The sequence below is a fragment of the Blastococcus sp. HT6-4 genome, from assembly GCF_039679125.1.
Classification (GTDB): Bacteria; Actinomycetota; Actinomycetes; order Mycobacteriales; family Geodermatophilaceae; genus Blastococcus; species Blastococcus montanus.
The window spans coordinates 2,505,733-2,529,666 of record NZ_CP155551.1; the positions used below are offsets into that span (position 1 = coordinate 2,505,733).

Consider the following 23,934-nt stretch of genomic DNA (forward strand, 5'->3'; position numbering starts at 1 on the left):
TCCCGCGAGCTCGGCGGCAGTCTGCCCGACGGCCGCCGACTGCGTCACTCGGCGACGACGGCGGACCCGGTCTCGGCCGAGTCGAAGTCGCGGCTGCCGGCGCCGGCGCGGACCACGGTCACCGGGCACGGCGCGTGGTGCACCAGCTGGTCGCTGACCGAGCCGAGCAGCAGGCCGGCGAAGCCGCCCCGGCCGCGGGCGCCGACGACGAGGAGGTCGGCGTGCTCCGCGGCGGCGAGCATCCCCTGCACCGGCGCCCGGTGGACGACGTGGCTGGTGACCCGTACGGCCGGGTCCAGGCCGGCCGCGGCGACGTGCGCGGTGAGCTCGTCGAGGACGCCCCGCTCCCAATCGACCAGCGGCGGCACGTAGCCGGGCTCCCACGTGCTCGGCTGCGGTGCGGTGGTCATGGACCAGGAGCGCACCACGTGCAGCTCGAGGTCCGCCCGGCGAGCCAGCCGCCCGGCCCACTGCAGGGCCTCCTGGGCGCACCTGGAGCCGTCGTGCCCGACGACGATGCCACCCTCGACCTGCACGTCCTCACGGACCTCGTCCACCGCTGCCTCCTCGTTGCCGCCCGCTGGCGCGACCGCCGCTGGGGTCAGACTCTCATCCCGGCAGCGGAGGCCGTGGGAGCGGCGGTGCGGGTGGTCAGCCGGACACCGGCTCGGACCGCCCGCCGGCCAGGACCAGCTCCCCGGCCGGCACCCCGACCGCCAGCAGCGCCTCACCGATCCGGGCGGTGAGGGAGCGCAGCGACTCCCGCGCCAGGTCACGCTGGCGGCACAGGTCGTCGAGCTCGGCGCGCACCGCGGCCAGCTGGGCCGCCGCGGCCTCCTGGGCCGCCTCCCGGTCCCGCTGCGCCTGCTCGTCGGCCCGGTTCCGGTCGGCGACCCCGGACTCGGCCAGCGCCCGGCGCTCGGCAGCCGACCGCTCCGCCAGCTCCGCGAGCTCCGCCGCCGCCTCCGCGGCGAGCCGGTCCCGCTCCGCCGCCGCCTCCGCGGCGAGCCGGTCCCGCTCCGCCGCCGCCTCCGCGGCGAGCCGGTCCCGCTCCGCCGCCGCCTCCAGCAGCAGCTCCGCCGCCTCCGCCTGCGCCTTCTCCAGCGCCTCGAGCCCCTCGGCGCGGTCCCGCTGGGCGCCCATGCGCAGCTGGTCGGCGACGTCGATCGCCAGCTCCTTGATCTCGTGGGCCTTGCGCAGCCGGGCGTCGGCCTCCAGACGGGCGTCGGCGCAGATCCGGGCCGCCTCGGCGTCGGCGGCGTCCAGCACCTGCGCCGCCTGGTCCTCGGCCAGCCGCAACACCTGCACCACCCGATCGCTGATGGCGGTGCGGTCCCGCCCGGCCGGCTGCTCGGCGAGCAGCCGGCGGGAGATCTCCAGCTCGGTGCCGCAGGCGACGACCCGGTCGAGCAGGTGCTCCCGCTCGCGCTGCGCGGCGGCGAGCTCACCCTCGGCCCAGGCCACGTAGTTGTCCACCTCGAGCCGGTCGTAGCCGCGCAGCGACGCGCGGAAGGCCGGCCGTTGGTCCAGCAGCGTCTCCAGGGCGCCCGCCGGCTGCGGGGTCCGGGAATCGGACCCCTCCGGAGGCGCACCCTGGCCCTGCACACGGTTGGCAACGAACTCGACATGCCGGAGCATCCGGATGGCCCCCCTGGGAAGTAGGTGACGGCGAATCTGCCAGAGGGCCACGGGGCCCGCGGGCCGCCGTGACAGCTCCGTGACCCGTGTCGCGAGCGGTCCGGCGATGTCACGGCGGCGCGTACCGGAACAACTACGGGGCGCTGCCGAGAACCCCGCCCACCCCCTTCGGGCGCCCGGGGCATAGGGCACCGGTGCGGCGCGTTGTCCCGGCAGAGATAATTGCGCTCTCAACCAGATGCGGAGAGATCGAGATGCAGTTCGGCGTCTTCACCGTCAGCGACATCACCCAGGACCCGACCACCGGCCGCACGCCCACCGAGGCCGAGCGGCTGCGCGCGGTCCTGGCCATCGCGCAGAAGGCGGAGGAGGTCGGGCTCGACGTCTTCGCCCTCGGCGAGCACCACAACCCGCCGTTCTTCTCCTCGTCGCCCACCACCACGCTGGCCTGGATCGCGGCGCGGACGACGACCCTGCAGCTGTCGACCGCCACGACGCTGATCACCACGAACGACCCGGTGAAGATCGCCGAGGACTACGCGATGCTGCAGCACCTGGCCGGCGGCCGGGTCGACCTCATGATGGGGCGCGGCAACACGGGGCCGGTCTACCCGTGGTTCGGCCAGGACATCCGCAACGGCATCGAGCTCGCCGTCGAGAACTACGCCCTGCTGCGCCGGCTGTGGACCGAGGACGTCGTCGACTGGCAGGGGAAGTACCGCACGCCGCTGCAGGGCTTCACCTCCACGCCGCGCCCCCTCGACGGCGTCCCGCCGTTCGTGTGGCACGGCTCCATCCGGAGCCCCCAGATCGCCGAGCAGGCCGCGTACTACGGGGACGGCTTCTTCCACAACCACATCTTCTGGCCGAAGGAGCACACCCAGCGGATGGTGGAGTTCTACCGCCGGCGCTACGCGCACTACGGCCACGGCGCGGCCGACCAGGCGATCGTCGGCCTGGGCGGGCAGGTCTTCATGCGGAGGAGGTCGCAGGACGCGGTGGACGAGTTCCGCCCGTACTTCGACAACGCCCCCGTGTACGGCCACGGGCCCTCGCTGGAGGACTTCTCCCGCGAGACGCCGCTGACCGTCGGCAGCCCGCAGCAGGTCATCGAGCGCACTCTCGGCTTCCGCGACTACGTCGGCGACTACCAGCGGCAGCTGTTCCTCATCGACCACGCCGGGCTGCCGCTGAAGACGGTGCTCGAGCAGCTGGACATCCTGGGCGAGGAGGTCGTCCCCGTGCTGCGCCGCGAGTTCGCGGCGCTCAAGCCGGCCCACGTGCCGGACGCCCCCACGCACGCCTCCCGGGTGGCCGCGGCCGGGGGCGCGAGGGACGCGACCGTGCACACCGGGGGCGACGGCGTGACCGGGCGCACCGCGGAGGCGGTGACCCGATGAGCACCCGCACGCTCGCCGTGGTCAGCGCGGGGCTGGGGAACCCCAGCTCGACCCGGCTGCTCGCCGACCGGCTGACGACGGCGGCGATCGAGGCGCTGGGCGAACGAGGGGTCAGCGCGACCGTGGAGGTGGTGGAGCTGCGACAGCACGCCCGCGACCTCGCCGACAACCTGACCAGCGGCTTCGCCAACGAGTCGCTGCGCGGCGCGGTGGAGACCGTCGCCGGCGCCGACGGGCTGATCGCGGTGACGCCCATCTTCTCGGCGTCCTACAGCGGGCTGTTCAAGACCTTCTTCGACGTCCTGGACAAGGATGCGCTGACCGGCACGCCGGTGCTCATGGGCGCCACCGCCGGCACCGCGCGGCACTCCCTGGCCCTCGAGCACGCGCTGCGGCCGCTGTTCGCCTACCTGCGCGCGACGGCCGTGCCCACGGCGGTGTTCGCCGCGCCGGAGGACTGGGCGGGTGGCGACTCCAGCGGGCCGGCGCTCACCGGGCGGGTGCGCCGCGCCGCCGGGGAGCTGGCCGACCTGGTGGCCGGTCGGCCGCCGGCGGCACCGGACGATCCGTTCGCCGATCCGGCCACCTCGTTCGAGGACCTGCTGCGCGGCCCGGGGGCCTGACGCACCGGCGCTCCGTGCGCACGTCGCCTGGGCGGCATGCGCACGGAGCGCCGGCGGAGCCGGGCCGGTCGGGAGGAGGACTCAGTCCTCCTCTTCCTCCTCCATGATGCCCTCTTCCTCGACGACGCCCTCCTCCGCGACGCCGTCCTCACCACCGCAGGCGGTCATCGTGAACGACGCGGCGGCGATGGCGGCACCAGCAGCGGCCGAGCGCCACCGGTTGCGGCGGGTGGGCAGGGAAGTGCGGCTCATCAGGTCTCCTACGGGTACGGCCGACCGTGGTCGGCAGCGAATGCGTGCCCCCGACCTATGTCCCCTCCCGGCACGTTCCACACCCGCCCGCGGGCGGCCCGCGCATCCGCCGCCCGTGCGCCTCGCACATGTCGCCGCGGCGATGCGCGCACGAGCCGCCGGTCAGCCGACGGCGTCCTCGGACGGCGGTGCGCTGCCGCCCTGCTCGCCCTGGCCGCACATGATCGCCGTGATGGCCGCCCGGTCGGCCGCCGAGGGCAGCCCCCAGCCCGGCTCGTACCCGTAGACCGTCGCCAGCGGCTGCGAGGCGGTGCGCCCGGTGAGGATCTCGACCGAGTCGGTCTCGATGAGCCCGGGGTGCGGCACCCCGCACGCCTCGGCGACCTTCAGCAGGTCGCGGCGCAGCGTGCGCACGTAGTTGCCCGTCCGGACGGACTTCAGCGCCGGGTCCAGGCCGCGCACCAGCCAGGCGTTCTGCGTGGCGACGCCCGTGGGGCACGTGTCGGTGTGGCACTTCTGCGCCTGGATGCAGCCGATGGCCAGCATCGCCTCCCGCCCGACGTTGACCATGTCGCAGCCCAGCGCGAAGGCGACGGTCGCGTTGTCCGGGAGCCCGAGCTTGCCGGCCCCGACGAAGACGACCGACTCGTGCAGGCCCTTGCGCGCGAACACCGAGTACACCCGGGCGAAGCCCACCTGGAACGGCAGCGAGACCGTGTCGGTGAAGATCAGCGGCGCGGCGCCCGTCCCGCCCTCGCCACCGTCGATGGTCACGAAGTCGAGGCCCCGGCCGGTGGACACCATCAGGTCGGTGAGCTCCTCCCAGAAGGCGAGGTCCCCGACCGCGGACTTGATGCCGACCGGCAGACCGGTCTCGGCGGCCAGCAGCTCCACCCAGTCCAGGAGGCTGTCGGCGTCGGAGAACTCCGCGTGCCGGGACGGGCTGATGCAGTCGACCCCCTCCCGGACGCCGCGCGCCTCGGCGATCTCGGCCGAGACCTTGGCCGCCGGCAGCACCCCGCCGAGGCCCGGTTTGGCGCCCTGGCTGAGTTTGATCTCCAGCGCCCGCACCGGCGCGGAGGCCACGAGGTCCTTGAGCCGGTCCAGGTCGAACCGCCCGTGCTCGTCGCGGCAGCCGAAGTACGCCGTCCCGATCTGGAAGACGAGCTCGCCGCCGTTCCGGTGGTACCGCGAGACGCCGCCCTCCCCGGTGTTGTGCAGGCACCCGGCCAGCGCGGCACCGCGGTTGAGCGCCTCGATCGCCGGACCCGACAGCGAGCCGAAGCTCATGGCGGAGATGTTCACGACCGATGCCGGCCGGAACGCCCCGGCCCGGCCGCGCGCGGCGCCGAGCACCTTGGCGCACGGCATGACGACGCCCTGCCCGGTGTGCACGTCGGTGGCCGGCACGGACACCCCGAAGGTGGCGTGCTTGATCACCGGGTAACCGGCGCTGAACTCGAGGTCGTTGTCGGTGCCGAACCCGAAGTAGTTGTTCTCCTGCTTGCTCGAGGCGTAGACCCAGCGCCGCTGGTCGCGGGTGAAGGGCCGCTCCTCGTTGTTGCCGGCCACGAGGTACTGGCGCAGCTCCGGCCCGATCGACTCGATCAGGTACCGCGCATGGCCGATCACCGGGAAGTTGCGCAGCAGCGAGTGCTCCCGCTGCAGCAGGTCTCGGACGGCGACGGCCGCCAGGGCGGAGAGGCCGGCCGCGGCGGCACGCGAGGCGAGCGTCATCTCTCCACCCTGCCACGGCCGCCCCGTCCCGACAGTTCCTCCCGGCCGGGCCGGCGGATCACAGGAACAGGCTGAGCACGAGCGCCAGGAGGAACCCGATGGTGCCGAGCAGGGTCTCCATGACGGTCCAGGTCTTCAGCGTCGTCTTCTCGTCCATCCCGAAGAACCGGCTGACCAGCCAGAAGCCCGAGTCGTTGACGTGCGACAGCACGGTCGCGCCGCCGGCGATGGCGATCACGACCAGCGCCCGGTCGGCGGTCGAGACGCCGTCGGTCGCGGCGATCACCGGCGCCATGAGACCGGCCGCCGTGGTGAGCGCGACGGTCGCCGACCCCTGGGCGACCCGTAGCAGGACGGCGATCACGAACGCCGCCACGATCACCGGCAGGCCGATGTCCCCCAGGACGTCGGCCAGGGCCTCCCCGATGCCGCTGGCCCGCAGCACGCCGCCGAACATCCCACCGGCACCGGTGATCAGGATGATCGCGCAGACCGGACCCAGGGCGCTGTTGACCACCGACTCGATCTCCGCGCCCGAGCTGCCCCGGTGCTTGCCCAGCACGTAGGAGGCCACGAGCACGGTGATCAGCAGCGCGATCGGCGTCGCGCCGACGAGCTGCCCCACCCGCACGAACCACGCCTCCGCGTCGACGGCGCCACCCGTGGCCAGCGTGCTCAGCCCCGTGTTGAGGAAGATCAGCACCAGCGGGAGCAGGAGCAGCCCCAGGACGGTGCCGAACGCCGGCGGGCCGGCGGTGACGGTCGCCGTCCGGTTCCCCCCGCCCGAGGGCGCGGCGACGGAGGGAGCGGTGCCGGCCACGGTGCCCTCCGGCGCCGGCGGCCTCGTCCCACCGGCCGCCGCGCCGGCCCCCGCCACCGCGCCGGCCGCCGGGGTCCCGCCCTGGGGCGGCGTCTCGGGGGCCTCGGCGGCGTCCGGGCCGGTGCGGCCGCCCGCGCTCAGGATGTCGGGGACGGCGATGTCGTACCGCCGGCCGGCCCACAGCCCGAACAGGTAGCTGCCCAGGAACCAGGTCGGCAGCCCGATGAGCAGCCCGAAGACGAGCACCAGGCCGATGTCGGCGCCGACCAGCTCGGCGGCGGCCACGGGGCCCGGGTGCGGGGGCACGAAGGCGTGCATGACGGCGAAGGCGCCGGCGACGGGCAGCCCGTAGGTGAGCAGCGAGCCACCCAGCCGGCGGGCCACCGTGAACACGATCGGCAGGAAGACGACCAGCCCGGCGTCGAAGAAGATCGGGAAGCCGAACAGCAGCGCCGCGACGCCCAGGGCCAGTGGCGCCCGCTGCTCGCCGAACCGGCGCACCAGGCTGTCGGCCAGCACCTGGGCCCCGCCGCTGAACTCCAGCAGCCGGCCGAGCATCGCGCCCAGGCCCACCAGCAGGGCCACCGCGGCCAGGGTGCTGCCGAAGCCGGCGGTCAGGGTGCCGACCACCGCCTCCAGCGGCACCTGGGCGACCAGCGCCACCAGGAAGCTGACCAGCACCAGCGCCAGGAAGGCGTGCAGCTTCAGCTTCATGATCAGGAAAAGCAGGAGGGCGACGCCTGCCGCGGCGATGAGCAGCAGCGGACCGGCGCCCAGTGTGGGTTCGACCTCGGGCATGGGTGCTCCTCCAGCAGTGGCGGGGACTACTCGGGCGGTGGGGTCAGCTCGTCGTCGAGGGTGTCGAGCGTGGTGAGGACGTCGCCCAGCGCGCGGGTGGCCTGGGCGGCCAGTGGGCGCAGCTGCCGGTACACGGCGACGGCGTCGGGGTCGGGCAGCACCGGGTCGTGGACGTCGACCAGCGAGGTGGCCGCGCCCAGGTCGGGCAGCTCGCCGAGCGCGTGCCAGCCGAGCAGGCAGGCGCCGAGCCCGGTGCCCTCGGGTGAGTCGGCGACGCGGACCGGCAGGTCCAGCGCGGCCGCGAGGGTCCGGATCCACAGCGGGGAGGCCACCGCGCCGCCGGTGGCCCGCACCTCGCGCACCGGCAGGTCGGTCGCGGCGAAGGCGTCCCGCACCAGCGCCAGCTGCTGGCAGACGCCCTCCACCGCGGCACGGACCAGGTGCGGGCGCCGGTGCTCCCGGCGCAGCCCGATGAAGGCGCCGCTCAGCCCCGACCGCCACCACGGCGCCCGCTCGCCGAGGAGATAGGGCAGGCACAGCAGCCCGGCGCTGCCCACCGGCACCGCCTCGGCCTCGGCCAGCAGCCGGGCGTCGAGGGCGTCGGCGTCCTCCCCCACCGGGTCCGGTGCGCCGTCGAGGCCGGCGGCCAGCGCCTGGGCCGCCCACCGCACCACCGACCCGCCGTTGTTGATCGCGCCGCCCACCACCCAGGCGTCGTCGGTGAGCGCGTAGCAGAACAGCCGGCGGTCGGCGTCCACCGTGGGTGTGGGGACGACGACGCGCATCGCGCCGCTGGTGCCCAGCGACACCGCGGCGACGTCGGGCCGCACCGCCCCGATCCCGAGGTTGGCGAGCACCCCGTCGGACGCACCGATGACCACCGGCAGGTCCACCGGCAGCCGGGTCGCGTCCGCCACCTCGCGGCGCAGGCCCGGCAGGACCGCCGTGGTCGGCAGCACCTCCCCCAGCTGGGCGGGACGCACGCCGGCGATCGCCATGGCCTCCTCGTCCCAGCGGCCGGCCCGGATGTCGTATAGCCCGGTCGCCGAGGCGCAGGACCGGTCGAGCACGTGCCCGCCCCCGCACAGGGCCGCGACGACCAGCTCCTTGACCCCGCCCCAGCGGGGGACGCCGGCCACGTGGTCCGCGTCGTCGGCCCGCTCCCAGGAGAGCTTGACCAGCGGGGACATCGCGTGAACCGGGGTGCCGGTGCGGGCGTGCAGCTGGGACGCCCGGCCGTCGGCCACCAGCGCCTCCGCCCAGCGCGCGGCCCGGTCGTCGGCCCAGGTGAGCACCGGGCCCAGCGGGCGGCCGTCGTCGTCCATCGGCACCAGCCCGTGCATCGCCGCGCTGAGGGTGACCGCGACGACGGTGTCCCCGCGGTCGTGGGCACGGGCCGTGACGGCGGCCAGCGCCTCCACGGCCGCGGCGACCAACTCCCCGGCGTCGAGCTCGGCCCGGCCGGGAGCCGGCACGAGCAACGGGTACCCGACGCTGGCGACGTCCCGGACCCTGCCGTCGGCGCCGGCGGTCACCGCCTTCGTCGCCGTCGTCCCGGAGTCGAGACCGACCACGACGTCCACGGCACCCCCCTGACCGGCTCGTTCGCTGTCCGGCATCGTGCCCGTACCGGGGTCCGCGGGCAACCGCGTGCGACGCGGGTGCGCCCATCGCACACCGACCCCTGGGCCTGGCGCGACCTCAGCGGGCTGCCGGGCCCCCGCGCAGCCGGGTCCGGACGACGGCGTGGAGCGGTACCAGGACGACCCCGTCCCGGGCCAGCCTCGCCCGCAGCTCCCGGCGGTGACGGACGACGCCGGCCAGCCCGATCGCCCAGAACAGGTACTGCACCGAGAAGGCGGCCCGGAAGGCGTCGAGGTCGTAGGCGGTCGACGCACCCGGGGTGAGCAGGTCCAGCACCGCGCCGACCGCCAGGATGGTGAGCAGCGACGCCACGAAGCCGCCGACGTTGACGACGCCGCTGGCGCTCCCCTGCCGCTCGACCGGGTTCTCCGTCCGGGCGTAGTCGAACCCGATCATGGATCCGGGCCCGTTCGTGCCGAGCACGACGACCAGCAGCACGAGCACGGGCAGCGGCGCGCGGCCGGGCCACAGCAGCACGAGGGTCCAGGCGGTCGCCGTCGCGGCGAGGATGGTGAAGACGAGCACCGACCGGCGCAGCGGCCAGCGGGCGCACAGCCGGCCGAGCACCGGCCCCACGCCCATGCCGACGAGGACGAGCAGGGTGAGCAACCCGGCCGCCGTCCCGGGGCTCAGGCCCTGCCCGACCACGAGGAACGGGTAGCCCCACAGCAGCGCGAAGACGGTGCCGGAGAACTGCGTGACCAGGTGGGTGTAGAGGCCGATGCGGGTGCCCGGCTCGCGCCAGGTGGCGGCCAGGCCCCGGCGCAGCTCGGCGATCCCCCGGGCCACCGGCCGCGGCGTGCCCTCCGGGGCGTCGCGCAGGGCCACCAGCACGAGGACGGCGACCAGCACACCGGTCGCGGCGGCCCCCAGGAACGTCGCCGTCCACGACGTGGCGTGCAGGAGGGTGACCAGCGGGTAGGCGGCGACGATCGACCCGATCTGGCCCAGGATCCCGGTGAGCTGGGTGACCAGCGGCGCCGCCGTGCCGGGGAACCAGAGGGCGACCACGCGCAGCACGCTGATGAACGTCATGGCGTCGCCCGCACCGACCAGCACGCGGGCGGCGACGGCGGTGGGCACGTCGCCGGCCAGCGCCAGCACCAGCTGCCCGACGGCCATGGTGACCGCGCCGGCGAGGATCATCCGGCGGGCGCCGAACCGGTCCAGCGCCACGCCCACCGGCACCTGCAGCCCGGCGTAGACGGCCAGCTGCAGCACCAGGAACAGCGACACCGCCGACGCGCCCGCCGAGAACCGTTCCTGCGCCTCGACGGCCGCGACCCCCAGCGACGAGCGGTGGAACACCGCGACCGCGTAGGCCAGCAGCCCGACGGCCCACATCGCGTAGGCGCCGGCCGGCGGACGGGACACGGTTGCCGAGGTCACCACGGAAGGACACCGCACGCCGCGCGGCGCTTCCACACCGGGCCGGTGAGATCCCTCACCAGGACCTTCCGGCGCACTAGGGTTCCGACCCGATGGACCCCCTTGTCGACCCCACCGACGACCCGGCCGTGGAGGACGCACACCGTCGCGGCCGGATCCTCTGGGCGCTCGCGACCTGCATGGCGGAGAAGGGCTACCAGGCCACGACCATCTCCGACATCGCCCGCGCGGGCCGGGTGTCGAAGACCGTCGTCTACGCGCACTTCCGCGACAAGGAGCACTGCCTGCTCGAGCTCTACACCCGCGCGAACGACACGGTGCTGGATCAGGTCCGCCGGGCGCAGGAGGAGGCGCGGGCGACCGGGCTCCCGTGGCGGGAGCGCGTGCGGGCGGGCATCGGCACCTACCTCGGCACGCTGGCGGCCGGGCCGGCGGTGGCGTGGGCGGCGCTGGTCGAGGTCCAGGCTGCCGGCCCCCGGGCGCGCGCCCTGCGGCGGCAGGTGGTCGACCGGTACGTCGACCTGCTCTGCGAGGTCGCCGCGACGCTCGCCGCGGAGCACCCCGACGAGGTCCGGCCGGTCGGCCGGGAGCTCGTGCTGGCCGCTGTCGGCGGCATCAACGAGCTGATGCTCGCGCGCGTGGAGCGCGGCGAGGCCCAGCACTTCACCGATGACGTGGACGCCGCGACGGCGACCGTCGTCGGGCTGCTGGAACGCCGGGCCTGACCCCCGCCGTCGGGTGCCCCGGGGGCATGCGCTCCGGGACCGGCCCGCGACCGCATGTGATACTTCCCGGTCATGTCCGTGATGCAGGCGCTGCGTGTCTTCCACCAGCGGCGCATCGCGCTGCCGATCGCCGAGGACGCGCTCGTCCTCGACGTGGGCAGCGGCGACAAGCCGTCCTGGCGCGCGGACGTGCTCCTGGACCGCTACCTCGGGGACGAGTACGCGGCCCAGCGCTCGGGACGAGGGCGGGCCCGGGTCAGCCGGCCGCTGTTCAACGCCGACGCGGTGGCGATGCCGTTCGCGGACGGCGTCTTCGACTACACGATCTGCTCGAACCTGCTCGAGCACGTGGTCGATCCGGCCGGCGTCGTCCAGGAACTGATGCGCGTGTCCCGCGCCGGCTACATCGAGGTGCCCGAGGCGTCGAGCGCCAAGATCGTCGACTTCCCCAGCCACATCTGGTGGTGCCGGCTCGATCCGGGCACCGACCCGCCGACGCTCGTCCTGACGGCCAAGACCGCCCCGGACTTCGATCCGGAGATCGCCAGGTACCTGCGCCGCTCGGGGCTGGAGCGCCGGGTGGAGTCCGTCCTGAACAGCCGGTTCGAGCACCGGGTGGTCATGTTGCACTGGACGGGCACGATCCCGCACCGGGTGGAGGGCGCCGTTCCCGATTCGCTCGTCGCGCACGCCATGGCGCAGCCGCCGCACACCAAGGACCTGCAGGCGACGTTGATCCAGGTGCTGACCGACGCGGTCACCGTCCGGAAGCAGCGGCGCCTGCGCCGGCGGGCCCTGCGGTACGACGATCTGGTCCGCCCCGAGTTCCGATTGGGGAACGGCGCGCTCCTGGAGCGGCGCATCTACTCGGACAGCCGGTGGACACCCGCCGCGCCGGCCGATCAGTACGGGTCATAGGGAGAGTCGTGGCCGAACGCCCGCGCCACCGGGCGTAGCCGCAGCCGCAGCAGCACCTTGAGGAAGACGTTGCGCACGCACCAGGGCATCTCGCCGAGGATTCGGAGCCGGTCGGCACGCGTCGGCCGCCCCACGCGGAAGAGCGCCAGCGAACCCGCCCGCCCCTCGTAGCGGAGGTCGGCTGACGGCAGCACGTGGCGGAGGATGCCCAACGTGACCCCGACCGAGGAGAAGCAGTCGTGCACGAGCACGGGTGCGCCATCCGGAAGGTGCACGCGCCACTTCAGATCGTCGCTGACCGTCCAGTAGTCGTGCTTTCCGTCGATGTAGAGCAATTCGAACGGCCGGGTCCACGACGTGCGCGCTCTCGTGGAGTAGTCGCACACCAGCTCGACCATGTTCTCGACGCCGGCCATCGCGATGTGCCGCTCGAATTCCACGCGCGTCCGGCTGCCCCCGAACAACCGCCCGTCCACGAACGGGTCGATGGCGACGAGCCGGCCGCCCCGCTCCCTGATCGCCGAGGCCAGCACCACCGTCGAGCGACCGCGGTGGCTACCGATCTCGACCGCGAGAGCGCCTTCGGGAAGCGACCGGGCCTGCTGGAAGAGCATTTCGGCCTGCGCCCTCGTCAGCCAACCCGGAATGCCATCCGCGAGCGCCCAGATGTCGGCGAAGACTCCCTCGGCGGGGGCAGGAATGGATTCCGCCACGTATCACCAATCGGTAGACAAGGACGACTAGACTCGCGCGGCACCCTACAGGTGTTCGCCGCGACCGGCCGTGGAGGGATCACATCAGCGCAGCCGCCGGCCGGCACCGTCGCCCGAGATCGATCCGGTCCTGGCCGTGGGGCAACGCCGCTGTCTGGCTGCTCCTGCTGCTCGGCTCGCTGCTGCAGCAGCCGGGGCGGACGACGTTCGACACCAAGTTCGACCTGACCGCCGACCCCGCCTCGTTCCTCGGCCGGGCGTTGCACCTGTGGAACCCCGTCTCGCTCGGCGAGCTGCAGAATCAGGCCTACGGCTATCTGTTTCCCCAGGGGCCCTTCTTCCTCGCGGCCGAACACGTCGGGGTCCCCGACTGGCTCGCCCAGCGCCTGTGGTCGGCGCTCCTGCTGGTGGCCGCCTACGAGGGGACCCGCCGGATCTGCCGCGCTCTCGGACTGGGCGGGGGCACCGCGGTGCTCGGCGGCCTCGCCTACGCCCTCGCCCCGCGTCTGCTGGGTGCGGTCGGCGTGCTCTCCGGTGAAGTGCTCCCGGAGGCCGTCCTGCCGTGGGTCGCGCTCCCACTCGTCCTCGCCCTGAACGGGCGCCTCCCGGCTCGCCGTGCCGGCTTGCTGTCCGGTGTCGCGGTGTTGTTCATGAGCGGGGTCAACGCCACCGGCACCCTCGCCGCCCTGCCCGTGGCCTTCCTCCTGGCCGCCAGCCGCATCCGGACCCGCGGTGGCGCCGCCCTCCTGGGCTGGTGGGCGCTCGGGACAGGCCTCGCGTGCGCCTGGTGGCTCGGTCCCCTCCTGCTCCTGGGGAGATACAGCCCACCGTTCCTCGACTTCATCGAGACGGCTGCGACGACCACCTCCCCGACCGGCTGGGCGAACAGCCTGCGGGGAGCCGAGCACTGGGTCGCCTACCACCGCATCGACGGGGAAGGCTGGTGGCCCGGCGCCCACACCCTCGCGACGTCGGGCTTGCTGGCCTTCCTCGCCATGTCGATCGCGACGTTCGGGCTCGTCGGTCTGCTGCACCGCCGCATGCCGCTGCGGATCCCGCTGACCGTGTCTCTCGTCCTCGGCCTGCTGCTGCTCACGATCGGCAATTCCTCCGCGGTCGGGTCGTTCGTCGACGAGCCGGTCCGGGCGCTGCTCGACGGGCCGCTGGCACCCCTGCGGAACGTGCACAAGGTGGATCCCCTGATCCGGTTGCCGATCGCGCTCGGGTTCGCCCACGCGGCAGCCCTGGCGGTCGGACGGCTCGGGCGCCTGCTGGACGAGCGCGGGGAGAGCCGGCGCCTCCCGTTGGCCCGGCGTGTCGCCGGCACCTCCCTGGTCGTCGTCCTCCTCGTCAGCGCCGCACCACTGTTCACCGGCGGTCTGCGGATGCCGGGCTGGACGGAGGTGCCCCAGGCGTGGGCCGCGCTGGCCGACTACCTCGAGGACCGGCCGGACAGCCGCGCACTGGTCGTGCCCGGCGCCGGTTTCGGGGTCCATTCGTGGGGGTGGACGATCGACGAGCCGCTCCAGGGCCTGACCGGGACCGCCTGGGTGACCCGCAGCCAGGTACCGCTGGTCCCGGGACCGACGGCGCGCGTGCTGGACGCCGTGGAGACCCGGCTGGCGAACGGGCACGGCAGCGCCGGCCTGGCTCAGTTCCTGGGGAGGGCCGGCATCACGCACGTCGTCGTCCGCCGGGATCTCGACAGGACCGCCGCCGAGACCGCGCCCGCGGACCGGGTCGAGCGCGCGCTCCTCGACAGCCCGGGGCTGCGCCGGGTGGCCGGGTTCGGCAGCACCGGCCTTCCGGACCAGGACCTCATCAGCGTGTTCACCGTCACCGACGCGGCGCCGCGGGTCGCTCTGGCCGAGGCACGGGACGTGGTGACGCTGGATGGCGGACCGGAGGACGTGCTCGCCGCCCTGGACGCCGGGACGCTGTCGCCCCTCCAGCCCGTGGTCGTGCGCTCCGCCGCCGAGCCGGCCGACCTGGTGAGCGACGGCTACCGGCGGGTGGAGCGCCAGTTCGGCCGCAGCCACGACGCGGTGAGCGAGGTGATGACCGGGTCGGCGCGCTACCGGGAGGACCGGCCGACGCACGACTACCCGGGAGCCCCGACCGTCCGGCGGGCCGCCGCGGAGCATCTCGCGGTGGACGCCGTCCGGGCGTCCAGCTCGCAGGGATACGCGGACACCTTCGGGCCGGTGTTGCCCTTCCACGGGCCCGCGGCGGCCTTCGACGGCCGCCGGGGGACGGCCTGGCGGTCCGCACCGCTCGTGCCGCCGACCGGCCAGTGGCTGGCGGTCGACCTGGATCGCCCCGTGACCGGCGGGGTGCTGCAGGTGTCCTTCCTCGAGGTCGCCGGCACGGCGACCGTGCAGGAGGCCATGATCTCCTTCGACGGCGAGTCACGGGTCTACGGTGTCCCCCGGGGCGGGCGACTGGTGGTGCCCGTGCCGGAGGTCCCCGTACGCCAGGTGCGCATCTCCGTCGTGTCGGTGGCCCCAGGACTCGGTGCGTCGTCACCGGTCGCCATCGAAGAGGTGGAGATCCCGGGGACGGCCCCGGGGCGGACTCTGCACGTACCTCGGCCGATCGGAGCCGACAGCTCGCTGACGCTGCGCAACGAGGCACCGCGGCGACCCTGCGTGGACGTCGGATACGGCCCGCGCTGCCAGACGTCGGAGATCCGGGAGACCGAGTGGAACGGGATCGACCGGCGGCTCGAGGTCGTCGAGGGCGGCACGTGGGAGCTCTCCGGAACCGTCACCGCCGAGGCCGGTGCGGCGGCCCTGCTCGCGCCGGTCGACGACTCGACCGCGGCGGTGACGTCGACCTCGGTGCTGGGAGGTGATCCGTCCGTCTCCGGCGCGTTCGCCTTCGACGGGCGGCCGGAGACCCCGTGGTTGGCCGATCCGGACGACTCCAGCGCGACCCTGCACCTGGCCTGGTCCGGTGAGCGCACCCTCACCCGGCTCGCGGTCGACAAGGCGCCCGTTCCGGCGGCCGCCCCTCTCCGGGCACGGATCGAGTCGTCCGAAGGCGTCCGCGAGGTGGACCTCACCGACTTCGGCTTCTTCGAGCCGCTGCCGGCCCCGGGCGGGGTCTCGATCACCTTCGACCGGTCGGCGGCGCCATCGGGGGCCGGCGCGCCGATGGGGATCGGCGAGGTCCGCGTCGACGGCCTGGAGGGCCTGCAGCACCGGCCGTCACTGGACAGCACGACCGGTGCCGAATGCGGCCTGGGGCCCGAGATCCGGATCGATGACGTGCCCTATCCGACCGAGGTCACCGGGACGTTGCAGGACGTGGTTGGCGGACGTCCGCTGACCTGGCGTTCCTGTGACGGGCCGGTTCCGCTGGCTCCGGGCACCCACCGGGTGGTGGCCGAGGCGACGTCCCGGTTCGAGCCGCTGTCCCTCACCTGGCGTCCCGCCGGCGGGGACGCCGCCGCCACCGGCAGCGGCGACGACGGCCGCCTGCAGGTGACATCGTGGGGCGACACTCGGCGCGTGGTCTCCGTGGCCGACGGTCCTGCGGCCGTCCTGCGGATCGCCGAGAACGTGAACGACGGTTGGCGGGCGACCCTCGACGGAGACGTCCTCGAGCCGGTGGTGCTCGACGGCTGGCAGCAGGGGTACCGGATCCCGGCCGCGGTGTCCGGCGACGTCGTGCTCGAGTTCGTGCCCGACCCCTGGTACCGCGGGACGTTGCTGGCCGGCCTGGTCCTGGCCGTGGTGCTCGTGGTGCTCGCGGCGCTGTCCCCGCGCGGACGGAGACGGGGCGGCGGCGTGGCCAGCGACCTCACCTCGCACGATCGCTCACTGGGCGCCGGCACGGCCGCGGCGGTCGGCGTCGCCGCGCTGATCTCCGGCGGCGTCCCTCTGGCCGCGGGATGGGCCGCCGGCCTGGTGCCGCCGGTCCGCCGGTACGCCACCGCGCTCGGGGCCGTGGCCCTCCTGGTGAGCGGAGTCCTCGCGGCCACCTCGGCCGGGCTCGCCGTGGGGCGTCCGGGGGTCTGGGCGGACGGGACGGCCGCGCTCGGGCTCGGGCTCGTGCTGGCGCAGACCGTCCGAGTCCGGCGCCCGACCCTCGACCTCAACCTGAGCTCCACTGCGTCGTACGTTGCCCGACCGCTGACCCGGAGGTTCCGATGAGCGACGAGACCGCCCACCGGCCAGCGGGGCCGCGGGTGCGGGTCGACCCGCAGCTGCTCGCCGGCGGCATTCTGATCACTCTGCAGACGATCGTCCGTGCCGGGGTCGTCCTGCCCTCCTACTACTGGCAGGACGACTTCCACCACGTCGAGCTCGCGCGCCGGCTGGGTCTCTCGAAGGAGTTCCTTGTCCGGGACTACAGCGGCCATCTGGAGGTCGGGCAGTACTTCCTGTACTGGCTCATCGGCCGGGACGCGGGCACCTCGTTTCTCCCCGCCGCCCTGAGCCTCCTCGTCCTGCAACTGGTGGCGTCGTGCCTGCTGCTCGGGGTGCTCCGGGAACTGTTCGGCCGCTCGCCGTGGCTCCTGCTCCCCTTCGCCGGCTACCTGTTCACCCCCCTGGCCCTCCCTGTCGCCACGTGGTGGGCCGCGGGGCTGCAGGCGCTTCCCCTCCAGATCGCCATGCTGCTGGCGCTGCTGGGCCTGGTCCGCGCGGTACGGCGGCGCTCGTGGCGGTGGGCGGCAGGGTCGGTCCTCGCGCACGCCATCGGCCTCCTGTTCTGGGAGAAGGCGCTGCTGATCCTGCCCACCCTGGTCGCCGTGCTCGTTCTCGTGGAATGGGGCCGTCAGCCCGTCCGGCAGCGGTTGCGCCTGCTCCTGCGGCAGTGGCGGTTCCTCGCTCCGCACGCCGTCGTGGCCGCTCTCTACACCGCCATCTACCTCTCGGTGGTCGACTCGGCGTCACTGCTGGGCGAGGACGCGCAGTCCGTCGCGGCGACGAGCCGCGACGTGGTGTTCCGGATGCTGCTGCCCGGCATCTTCGGGGGACCGTGGACCACCACGGGCGCCGAGAACACCGTCTTCCCCAACACGAGTGCCCTGCTCGCCGCGTTCTTCGCCCTGCTGTTCCTGGCCGTCGTCGGGCTCAGCGTGTGGGTGCGCGGTCCTCTCGCCCTCCAGGGCTGGCTGCTGGCCGTCGGCTACGTCGCCGTCGACATCGCCCTCATGCAGGTGGGCCGGGCCGGCTTCATCACGCTGCTGGCCCGCGATCCGCGGTACATCACCGACTCGCTGCCCGTCCTGGCGATCGCGTTCTGCGCTGCGTTCGCCGGCCCGGTCCCGGCCCGGCGGACCCCCCGCTGGTTCCGGCGGGCTGCGGGTTCGACGAGCGTCACGGTGGGAAGCACGGCAGTCCTGGTCGCGAGTTGCCTGCTGACGACCCTCCTCCTCGCGGACGGACTGCAGCACGAGCACTCGCGCAACTACGTGCACGGTGTGGTGCGGCAGCTGGACGCCAATCCCGGGGTCTCGGTCATCTCCACCGCCCTGCCGGCCACCGTCAGCATCAGCACCGACCTGGAGGGGCTGCTGCGAGCGGTCGGCAGGGAACGGGAGTTCGACCAACCCGGAACCGACGTGCGGATGTTCGACGCGCTGGCGAACCTGCGCTCGATCACCGTGATCCAGCCGACCCTGGCAGCGTCCGGCCCGGTCCAGGACTGCGGCTGGCGGATCGAGGGCACGTGGCAGTCGCTCGGCACCCTGCCACCCACCTCCCGCCGCCCGCAGGTGCTCCGCGTCGGCTACGTGACGGGGCAGCCGGCGACCCTGCACCTGACCGTCGGACAGGACAGGCAGGCCGTGGCCGTGCCCGCGGGCGTCGGCCATGTCACCTTCGTGGTCACCGGACAGGAGGGACGGGTGCGGGCCCGCGTGTCCGATGTCGCCTCCGGCGGGATCTGCGCCAGCGACGTGGTCGCCGGCACACCATGGCCTGCCGACTGATCGCATCGCACCCCGTCTCGCGGCGAGGACGGCCCACAGGCGCTGATGCCGGCGCCCGTACCGGTGCCCGCGCTGGCGCACCGGGGTAGCGCCGGTTTCACGCCGGACGTGGCCGCGCCCGCGCTACCGACCGCGCCGGTCCACGCGTCGCCGATGCGCCACACCGGCGCCGGCCCCGGGTCTGGGCGCCGGACGCCGGCCGGGCAGGGTGCGGGGACCGGTTCAGCGCCGGTGGGTCGCCGACCGCGCCCGCGGGCGCGGATGGACCCGATCGGACGACCGGGCAGACAGGTCCGATCAGGCTGCGCCGCGACGGCGGTCGGTCCGGCCCCGCAGGAGGAGCACCACCCCGACGACCAGGAGCACCAGTCCGAGACCGGCCATCAGGAGCGGCAGCGTCCGCTGGATCAGGGTGATCTGACCGCGCGTCTCCTCGGCCCGCTCCACGCCGGCGGCGACGGTCTCGTCGGTGCCGCTGAAGGTGCCGGCGAGGATGGTCGCCCCCGTCGTGCCGTCCGGTCCACGAAGGACCGTGTTCGGCGTCTCCTTCGCGGTCACGACGACCCCGCTGGTGGGTTCCACCCACACGGTGCGCTGGTTGCTGTACACGACCTCCGCCGGCACGGTGCCCGCCTCGGGGTCACCGACCAGCGCGCCGGGAACGTCGGTCTCCCGGATGACTGTCTCGGGCACCGTCGTGACGAACTTGTAGACCTCCAGGCCCTGGATCTCCTCGACACCCTCGAAGCGGGCCGGGAAGCTCTGGCCGGTGGTCGGGTTGAACAGGTCGTAGTCGCGCTGCTCGGTGCCGAACGGGAACGTGAGGGTGAGGCCCTCCACGTCCTTGTCCCGGTCGTAGTCCACCTGGTCGACGTCGCAGGCCACGGCGACGGCGTCGGTCCTGTCCAGGCACACCCGGTACGTGGAGGCGTTCATCAGTTGGCCGTCGCTGTCGGTCATGACCGAGCCGAAGTTCCAGACCGCGATGTCCTCCCCCGCCGCCTCCGACGTGGGATCGCCCTGCACCCGCTGCTGCACCTCGGCATCGAGCCCACGCAGCTGACGCATCTCGCCCAGGTCGAAGAAGCTGACGTCACTGCCGACCGCGGTCGGTTCCGCGGTCTGGTCCAGCGGCAACTTGACCATCGTCGGCGCCAGCACCAGCCCCACCATGAAGGCTCCCACGAGCAGGAACGCTCCCAGCCCCAGCAAGCCCAACCCGACGGCGCGTCCTCGCATGCGGATGGCTCCTCCTGTGTCGGCGCGACGGCCTCGCTGCTGTCGCGGCCCGGTCACCCTACTGGCGAGTAGCCGAAAACCAAACAGCGGCCGATACGAACCCGTACCAGCCTGGTGCGCTTTCCCGCATCGAGCCCCCCACTCCCCTGCCGTCGGGTCACCCGAACCGGCGAATCGAGACGGTAACCGGGCGTACCACGACCGGTACCGCTCCGTACTGGGGCGCTGACCGTGCGTGATCGAACGGTCGCCGTGGCCATTTCGTGCCGATTCAACGGCGACGCATCACGATGACGAGATTCCAGGAGACGACCTCGCGCAGCAGCGGGACGGCGACGATCCACCGCGCCCACCACGGGTGGTAGCGGGGGAAGGTGGCGACCACCTCGACGTCGGGGCAGGATCGCGCCCAGCGCAGCGCCGCGCCGACCGACACGGGGAACAGTGACTCCCCGAACCGGTTCTTCGGCTCGCGGCCCTCCCGCCGCCGGTAGCGCCGTCGCGCCCGGTGGCCGCCGAGGTAGTGCCACGGAGCGGTCTCGTGCCCGCCCCAGGGCGACCACCAGGGGGTGAACGACAGGAACACCGTGCCTCCGGGCCTGGTCACGCGCACCATCTCGGCCGTCATGGTCCACGGCGAGGCGACGTGCTCGAGCACGTTCGACGAGTAGCAGACGTCCACCGCCGCGGTCCGGACCGGCAGCGCTTCGCCGCTCCCCCGCACCGTGCCGGGCTCCGGCTCCCCCCGGGCGACGAGCTCGCCGGCGTCGGGCTCGAGGCCCACGTAGCGCGCGCCGGCCGCCCGGAAGGCCTCGGCGAAGTAGCCGGGCCCGCCCCCGACGTCGAGCAGCAGGGCCCCGCTCAGGGGCGCGTGCTCCGCGAGCTGCCGGGCGGAGTCCGCGGCCAGCACCCCGTAGAACAGGTCGGGTTCGGGCTGTTCCCGCAGGAATGCCCGGAACAGCGTGATCGACCGCGACAGGGTCGCAGAGCGTGCCATTCTTCGGGACCGTACCTTTCGATGGAAAGAACTGCTGGCGGTCTTGTTACCCGACGGTAGTCTCGCGCGGTGACTTCTCGATCAACGGAGATCGACGTCCTCTTCGTGAACTGGCGGGACGCCAGTCATCCCGAAGGCGGCGGCTCCGAACGCTACGTCCACCGGATCGCCGAAGGGCTTGCGGCCGGCGGGCTGCGCGTCCGGCTGTTCTGCGCCGCCCACGACCGGGCCCCGGCCGAGGAGCGGGTCAACGGCGTCGCGGTGGTGCACCGCGGCGGACGCCTGACGGTCTACGCGCGGGCCCTCCTGCACGTGGCGTGGCACCGGCCCGCGATCGTCGTCGACGTCCAGAACGGCCTGCCCTTCGGCAGCACCCTGGTCGCGCGAGGTCCGGTGGTCAACGTCGTGCACCACGTGCACCGGGAGCAGTGGCCGATCGTGTTCGGCCGGGCCGGCGGGGCCGTCGGTTGGTGGCTGGAGTCGGTCCTCGCCCCCCGTCTGTACCGGCGCAGCCGGTACGTGACCGTCTCCGGGGCCACGGCCACGGAGCTGACCGCCCTCGGTGTGGCGGCCGACCGGATCACCGTCGTCCCGAACGGCGTGGAGCCGGCACCCGCGGTGCGCGTCGTGCCCGACGAGCAGCCGCGCCTGGTGGTCCTCGGCCGGCTGGTGCCGCACAAGCGGGTCGAGCACGCCATCGAGGTGGTCGCTCGGCTGCAGGACCGGTGGCCCGGACTGCGGCTCGCCGTCATCGGCGAGGGCTGGTGGCAGGACGAGCTGCGGTCGTGCGTCGAGCGGCTCGGCGTCGGCGACCTCGTGGAGTTCCACGGCTTTCTCGACGAGCAGGCCAAGCACGAGGAGCTGGCCCGGGCCTGGGTGCACCTGTGCCCGTCGGTGAAGGAGGGCTGGGGACTGGTCGTGACCGAGGCGGGGGCGCACCGCGTGCCGACGGTCGGTTACCGGTCGGCCGGCGGTCTGCGCGAATCGGTCGTCGACGGACGGACCGGGGTGCTGGTCGACGACCTCGACGAGATGGTGGAAGCAGTCGAGCAGCTGCTCACCGACGGGGCGGCCCGCCGGCTCATGGGCGAGGCCGCCGCCCGTCACGCGGCGGGGTACAGCTGGGCTGCGAGCGTCCGGGGGTTCGCCCGGGCGCTGGCCCGGGCGGCCGAGGGATCAGCCCCGGTTGCCGTACTCCAGCACCTGGATCTGCTCGCTGCTCCCCGTCTCGACGGTGCTGTCGGGGTCCATGGCGGCCTCGAGGCCGAGGACCGCGGCGACGGCGAGACCGGACCCGCCACCCAGGGCCAGCATGACGGCGATGAGGGTCTTCATGGCGCGACTCTTTTCCGTGGAGGGCGGCGACGGAGCGCAACGGTAGAGCCCGACGTCGTGATCCACAACACCGCGCCCACGCCCACCCCCAGCGCGACGGCATGAGCGCCCACCACGGCGACGACGCGCACCGCCGACGGCGAAGGCCCAGGTCGGGCCCCGGGAACCCGGTACAGCCGCAGGTCGGCGCCGTCGACGATCAGGGGCAGCGCGGCCACGCCCTCGGGCACGGGCCGGCCCGGGGTGCCCCGCTCGACGAGCACCCAGCCGATGCCGAGATCGGCCAGTGCCGCCGGGTCGTCACCAGCCGGCGCCACCGCACGGGCGCGCAGGTCCTCCCCGGCCACCGTCCGGCCCCCGACGACCAGGTCGTCGTCGGCGACCACCGGCCGGGACAGCCAGCGCGCGGCGGGGTCGAGCTGCGGGCGGTCGTCGTTCCAGTCGAACGCCCGGTAGGCGCCGAACGGCAGCACCAGCACGTCGCCGGTGCCGTCGTCGGTCAGCGCCTCGCGGACCCGGTCCCAGTCGGCCGGATAGCGCACCGGCTGCAGCCGTCCGCCGGCACCCCAGACCAGGTCGGGCATCGCGATCAGCGGCAGCGCGAGCAGCCCGGCCACCAGGGCACCCCCGAGCACCGGCCCCCCGTCGCGCCGCGCGACCGCCGACACCAGCCGGCGGGTGCCCAGCCCGGCGCCCACGGCGAGCGGCAGCGCCCACCAGGCGATCCACTTCTGCCCGTCCCGCAGCAGCCCGGCTCCCGGGACCGTCTCCACGGCCCACTCGAGCAGGCCCGCGGCGCCCGGGACGGCGCCCACCCCGGCGAGCAGCACACCGGCACCACCGAGCACCAGCAGCCCACGGGCCGGCCGGCCGAACGGACGGCGACCGGCCCAGCCGGCGACGGCCACCGCGACCAGCAGGACGGTCAGCAGCGGGACCAGCACGGACGTCCGGCTGCCGGGAACGGCGCCTTCGTTCCAGATGCCCCCGGTGCCCAGCAGCGCCAGCAGGGTGCCGCCCCAGTTCTCCGGCCTCGCGGCGAAGGCGTCCACCCCCACCGCGTCGGACGCCCCACCGGCCGGGTGCAGGGCTCCGGCCACGATCCAGGGCAGGGAGAGCAGCAGCAGCCCGCCGGCGGCCACCGGCACACGCTGCCGCCCGACGAGCGCGAGCACGACACCGCCGGCCAGCAGGGAGCCGGTGGGGCTCAGCGCCGCCGGCACGCAGGTGAGCAGCAGCCGCGGAAGGGACCCGCGCATCCCGGCGCGCAGGCGGAGCGACTCCCGCGCGATCCAGGGCAGGGCGGCGTACGCGACCAGCAGCGTCCAGTGCCCCATCAGCAGCCGCTCGGCCAGGTAGGGGCTCCAGCCGTACACCAGCCCGGCGACCAACCCCGCCGCCCCGCGCCGCCCGTCCGGGCCGGGTGGCACGAGCCTGGCCGCACCGAGCACCGCGAAGGAGACGGTCGCCAGCAGGACCGCCTTCTGCACGAGATCCCCCGGCACGACGCCGGTGAGCACGCCCATCACCGCATCGACCGGCACCGCCCGCGGCAGCGAGCCGCCGAGCCCCAGGGCATCCAGGTCGAGCTCCTGCCGGGGCACGAACACCATGTCCCGGAGCAGGACGTACCCGGGGCCCAGCGCCGGGCCGGTCACCAGCAGTGCCACGACCAGCGCGAGCAGCCTCGCCGGCCACGGCGAGGCGTCGGCGCGCGTCCATCGCTGGTCCACCTGCACCCCATCCCGTCCGGAGGTCCCCGCGC

The 23,934-nt window shown here is 74.2% G+C and carries 18 protein-coding genes; 7 read left to right on the top strand and 11 right to left on the bottom strand.

All coding sequences use genetic code 11. The features are described from left to right. Nucleotides 1-44: 44 nt before the first annotated feature. Both ABDB74_RS12080 and ABDB74_RS12085 read right to left on the bottom strand, forming a co-directional pair. Nucleotides 45-557 (bottom strand): universal stress protein, encoded by a 513-nt coding sequence (locus ABDB74_RS12080; RefSeq protein ID WP_346618782.1) that lies wholly within the window; start codon nt 555-557, stop codon nt 45-47. Nucleotides 558-651: 94 nt separating this feature from the next. After that, entirely contained in the window at nt 652-1,638 is a 987-nt protein-coding gene (locus ABDB74_RS12085; RefSeq protein ID WP_346618784.1) for a hypothetical protein, read from the bottom strand. A gap of 254 nt (nt 1,639-1,892) precedes the next feature. Here ABDB74_RS12085 and ABDB74_RS12090 point away from each other — a divergent pair, with 254 nt between their 5' ends. Further along, nucleotides 1,893-3,038 carry an LLM class flavin-dependent oxidoreductase gene (locus ABDB74_RS12090; protein ID WP_346618785.1) on the top strand — a complete coding sequence of 382 codons (1,146 nt, stop codon included), beginning with the start codon at nt 1,893-1,895 and terminating at the stop codon, nt 3,036-3,038. Next, nucleotides 3,035-3,661 carry an FMN reductase gene (locus ABDB74_RS12095; RefSeq protein ID WP_346618786.1) on the top strand — a complete coding sequence of 209 codons (627 nt, stop codon included), beginning with the start codon at nt 3,035-3,037 and terminating at the stop codon, nt 3,659-3,661. The genes ABDB74_RS12090 and ABDB74_RS12095 overlap by 4 nt, the downstream gene beginning before the upstream one ends. Nucleotides 3,662-3,742: 81 nt before the next feature. Here the strand turns inward: ABDB74_RS12095 and ABDB74_RS12100 are convergent, their stop codons facing one another. The 5 genes from ABDB74_RS12100 to ABDB74_RS12120 all read right to left on the bottom strand — a co-directional run bounded on the left by ABDB74_RS12100 (nt 3,743) and on the right by ABDB74_RS12120 (nt 10,301). After that, nucleotides 3,743-3,913, bottom strand: a complete 171-nt coding sequence (locus ABDB74_RS12100) for a hypothetical protein (protein ID WP_346618787.1) — start codon at nt 3,911-3,913, stop codon at nt 3,743-3,745. Between the two features lie 162 nt (nt 3,914-4,075). After that, the gene (locus ABDB74_RS12105; RefSeq protein ID WP_346618789.1) at nt 4,076-5,650 is read right to left on the bottom strand and encodes an FMN-binding glutamate synthase family protein; all 1,575 of its coding nucleotides are present in this window, start codon (nt 5,648-5,650) and stop codon (nt 4,076-4,078) included. A gap of 58 nt (nt 5,651-5,708) precedes the next feature. Then, nucleotides 5,709-7,268: a GntP family permease gene (locus ABDB74_RS12110; protein ID WP_346618791.1), complete on the bottom strand. Its 1,560-nt coding sequence runs from the start codon at nt 7,266-7,268 to the stop codon at nt 5,709-5,711. A gap of 26 nt (nt 7,269-7,294) precedes the next feature. Beyond that, nucleotides 7,295-8,851, bottom strand: coding sequence for a gluconokinase (locus ABDB74_RS12115; RefSeq protein ID WP_346618792.1), 1,557 nt, complete (start codon nt 8,849-8,851; stop codon nt 7,295-7,297). A 118-nt stretch (nt 8,852-8,969) separates the two neighbouring features. Next, complete coding sequence (locus ABDB74_RS12120) at nt 8,970-10,301, bottom strand: MFS transporter (RefSeq protein WP_346618793.1); 1,332 nt, start codon at nt 10,299-10,301, stop codon at nt 8,970-8,972. Between the two features lie 92 nt (nt 10,302-10,393). Between ABDB74_RS12120 and ABDB74_RS12125 the strand changes: the two genes are divergently transcribed. Both ABDB74_RS12125 and ABDB74_RS12130 read left to right on the top strand, forming a co-directional pair. Then, a complete protein-coding gene (locus tag ABDB74_RS12125; protein WP_346618795.1) occupies nt 10,394-11,026 on the top strand; it encodes a helix-turn-helix domain-containing protein in 633 nt (210 codons plus the stop codon). Between the two features lie 72 nt (nt 11,027-11,098). Beyond that, nucleotides 11,099-11,944, top strand: a complete 846-nt coding sequence (locus ABDB74_RS12130) for a methyltransferase domain-containing protein (protein WP_346618796.1) — start codon at nt 11,099-11,101, stop codon at nt 11,942-11,944. On the opposite strand, the gene ABDB74_RS12135 is transcribed toward ABDB74_RS12130, so the two are convergent. After that, nucleotides 11,929-12,657, bottom strand: a complete 729-nt coding sequence (locus ABDB74_RS12135) for a class I SAM-dependent methyltransferase (RefSeq protein ID WP_346618797.1) — start codon at nt 12,655-12,657, stop codon at nt 11,929-11,931. The two genes, ABDB74_RS12130 and ABDB74_RS12135, sit on opposite strands and share 16 nt — an antisense overlap. Nucleotides 12,658-12,836: 179 nt before the next feature. Between ABDB74_RS12135 and ABDB74_RS12140 the strand changes: the two genes are divergently transcribed. Together ABDB74_RS12140 and ABDB74_RS12145 are read left to right on the top strand one after the other, a co-directional pair. Further along, nucleotides 12,837-16,814, top strand: a complete 3,978-nt coding sequence (locus ABDB74_RS12140) for an alpha-(1->3)-arabinofuranosyltransferase family protein (protein WP_346623884.1) — start codon at nt 12,837-12,839, stop codon at nt 16,812-16,814. Further along, nucleotides 16,811-18,598: a hypothetical protein gene (locus ABDB74_RS12145; protein WP_346618798.1), complete on the top strand. Its 1,788-nt coding sequence runs from the start codon at nt 16,811-16,813 to the stop codon at nt 18,596-18,598. Before ABDB74_RS12140 ends, ABDB74_RS12145 begins: the two co-directional genes overlap by 4 nt. Nucleotides 18,599-18,895: 297 nt before the next feature. Here the strand turns inward: ABDB74_RS12145 and ABDB74_RS12150 are convergent, their stop codons facing one another. After that, nucleotides 18,896-19,837: a DUF3068 domain-containing protein gene (locus ABDB74_RS12150; protein WP_346618799.1), complete on the bottom strand. Its 942-nt coding sequence runs from the start codon at nt 19,835-19,837 to the stop codon at nt 18,896-18,898. 271 nt (nt 19,838-20,108) lie between these two features. Beyond that, nucleotides 20,109-20,834 (bottom strand): class I SAM-dependent methyltransferase, encoded by a 726-nt coding sequence (locus ABDB74_RS12155; RefSeq protein ID WP_346618801.1) that lies wholly within the window; start codon nt 20,832-20,834, stop codon nt 20,109-20,111. Nucleotides 20,835-20,903: 69 nt separating this feature from the next. On the opposite strand from ABDB74_RS12155, the gene ABDB74_RS12160 reads away from it, so the two are divergent. After that, nucleotides 20,904-22,274: a glycosyltransferase family 4 protein gene (locus ABDB74_RS12160; protein ID WP_346618802.1), complete on the top strand. Its 1,371-nt coding sequence runs from the start codon at nt 20,904-20,906 to the stop codon at nt 22,272-22,274. On the opposite strand, the gene ABDB74_RS12165 is transcribed toward ABDB74_RS12160, so the two are convergent. Beyond that, a complete protein-coding gene (locus ABDB74_RS12165) occupies nt 22,166-23,902 on the bottom strand; it encodes a hypothetical protein (protein WP_346618803.1) in 1,737 nt (578 codons plus the stop codon). The genes ABDB74_RS12160 and ABDB74_RS12165 overlap by 109 nt on opposite strands. Between the last annotated feature and the right edge of the window lie 32 nt (nt 23,903-23,934).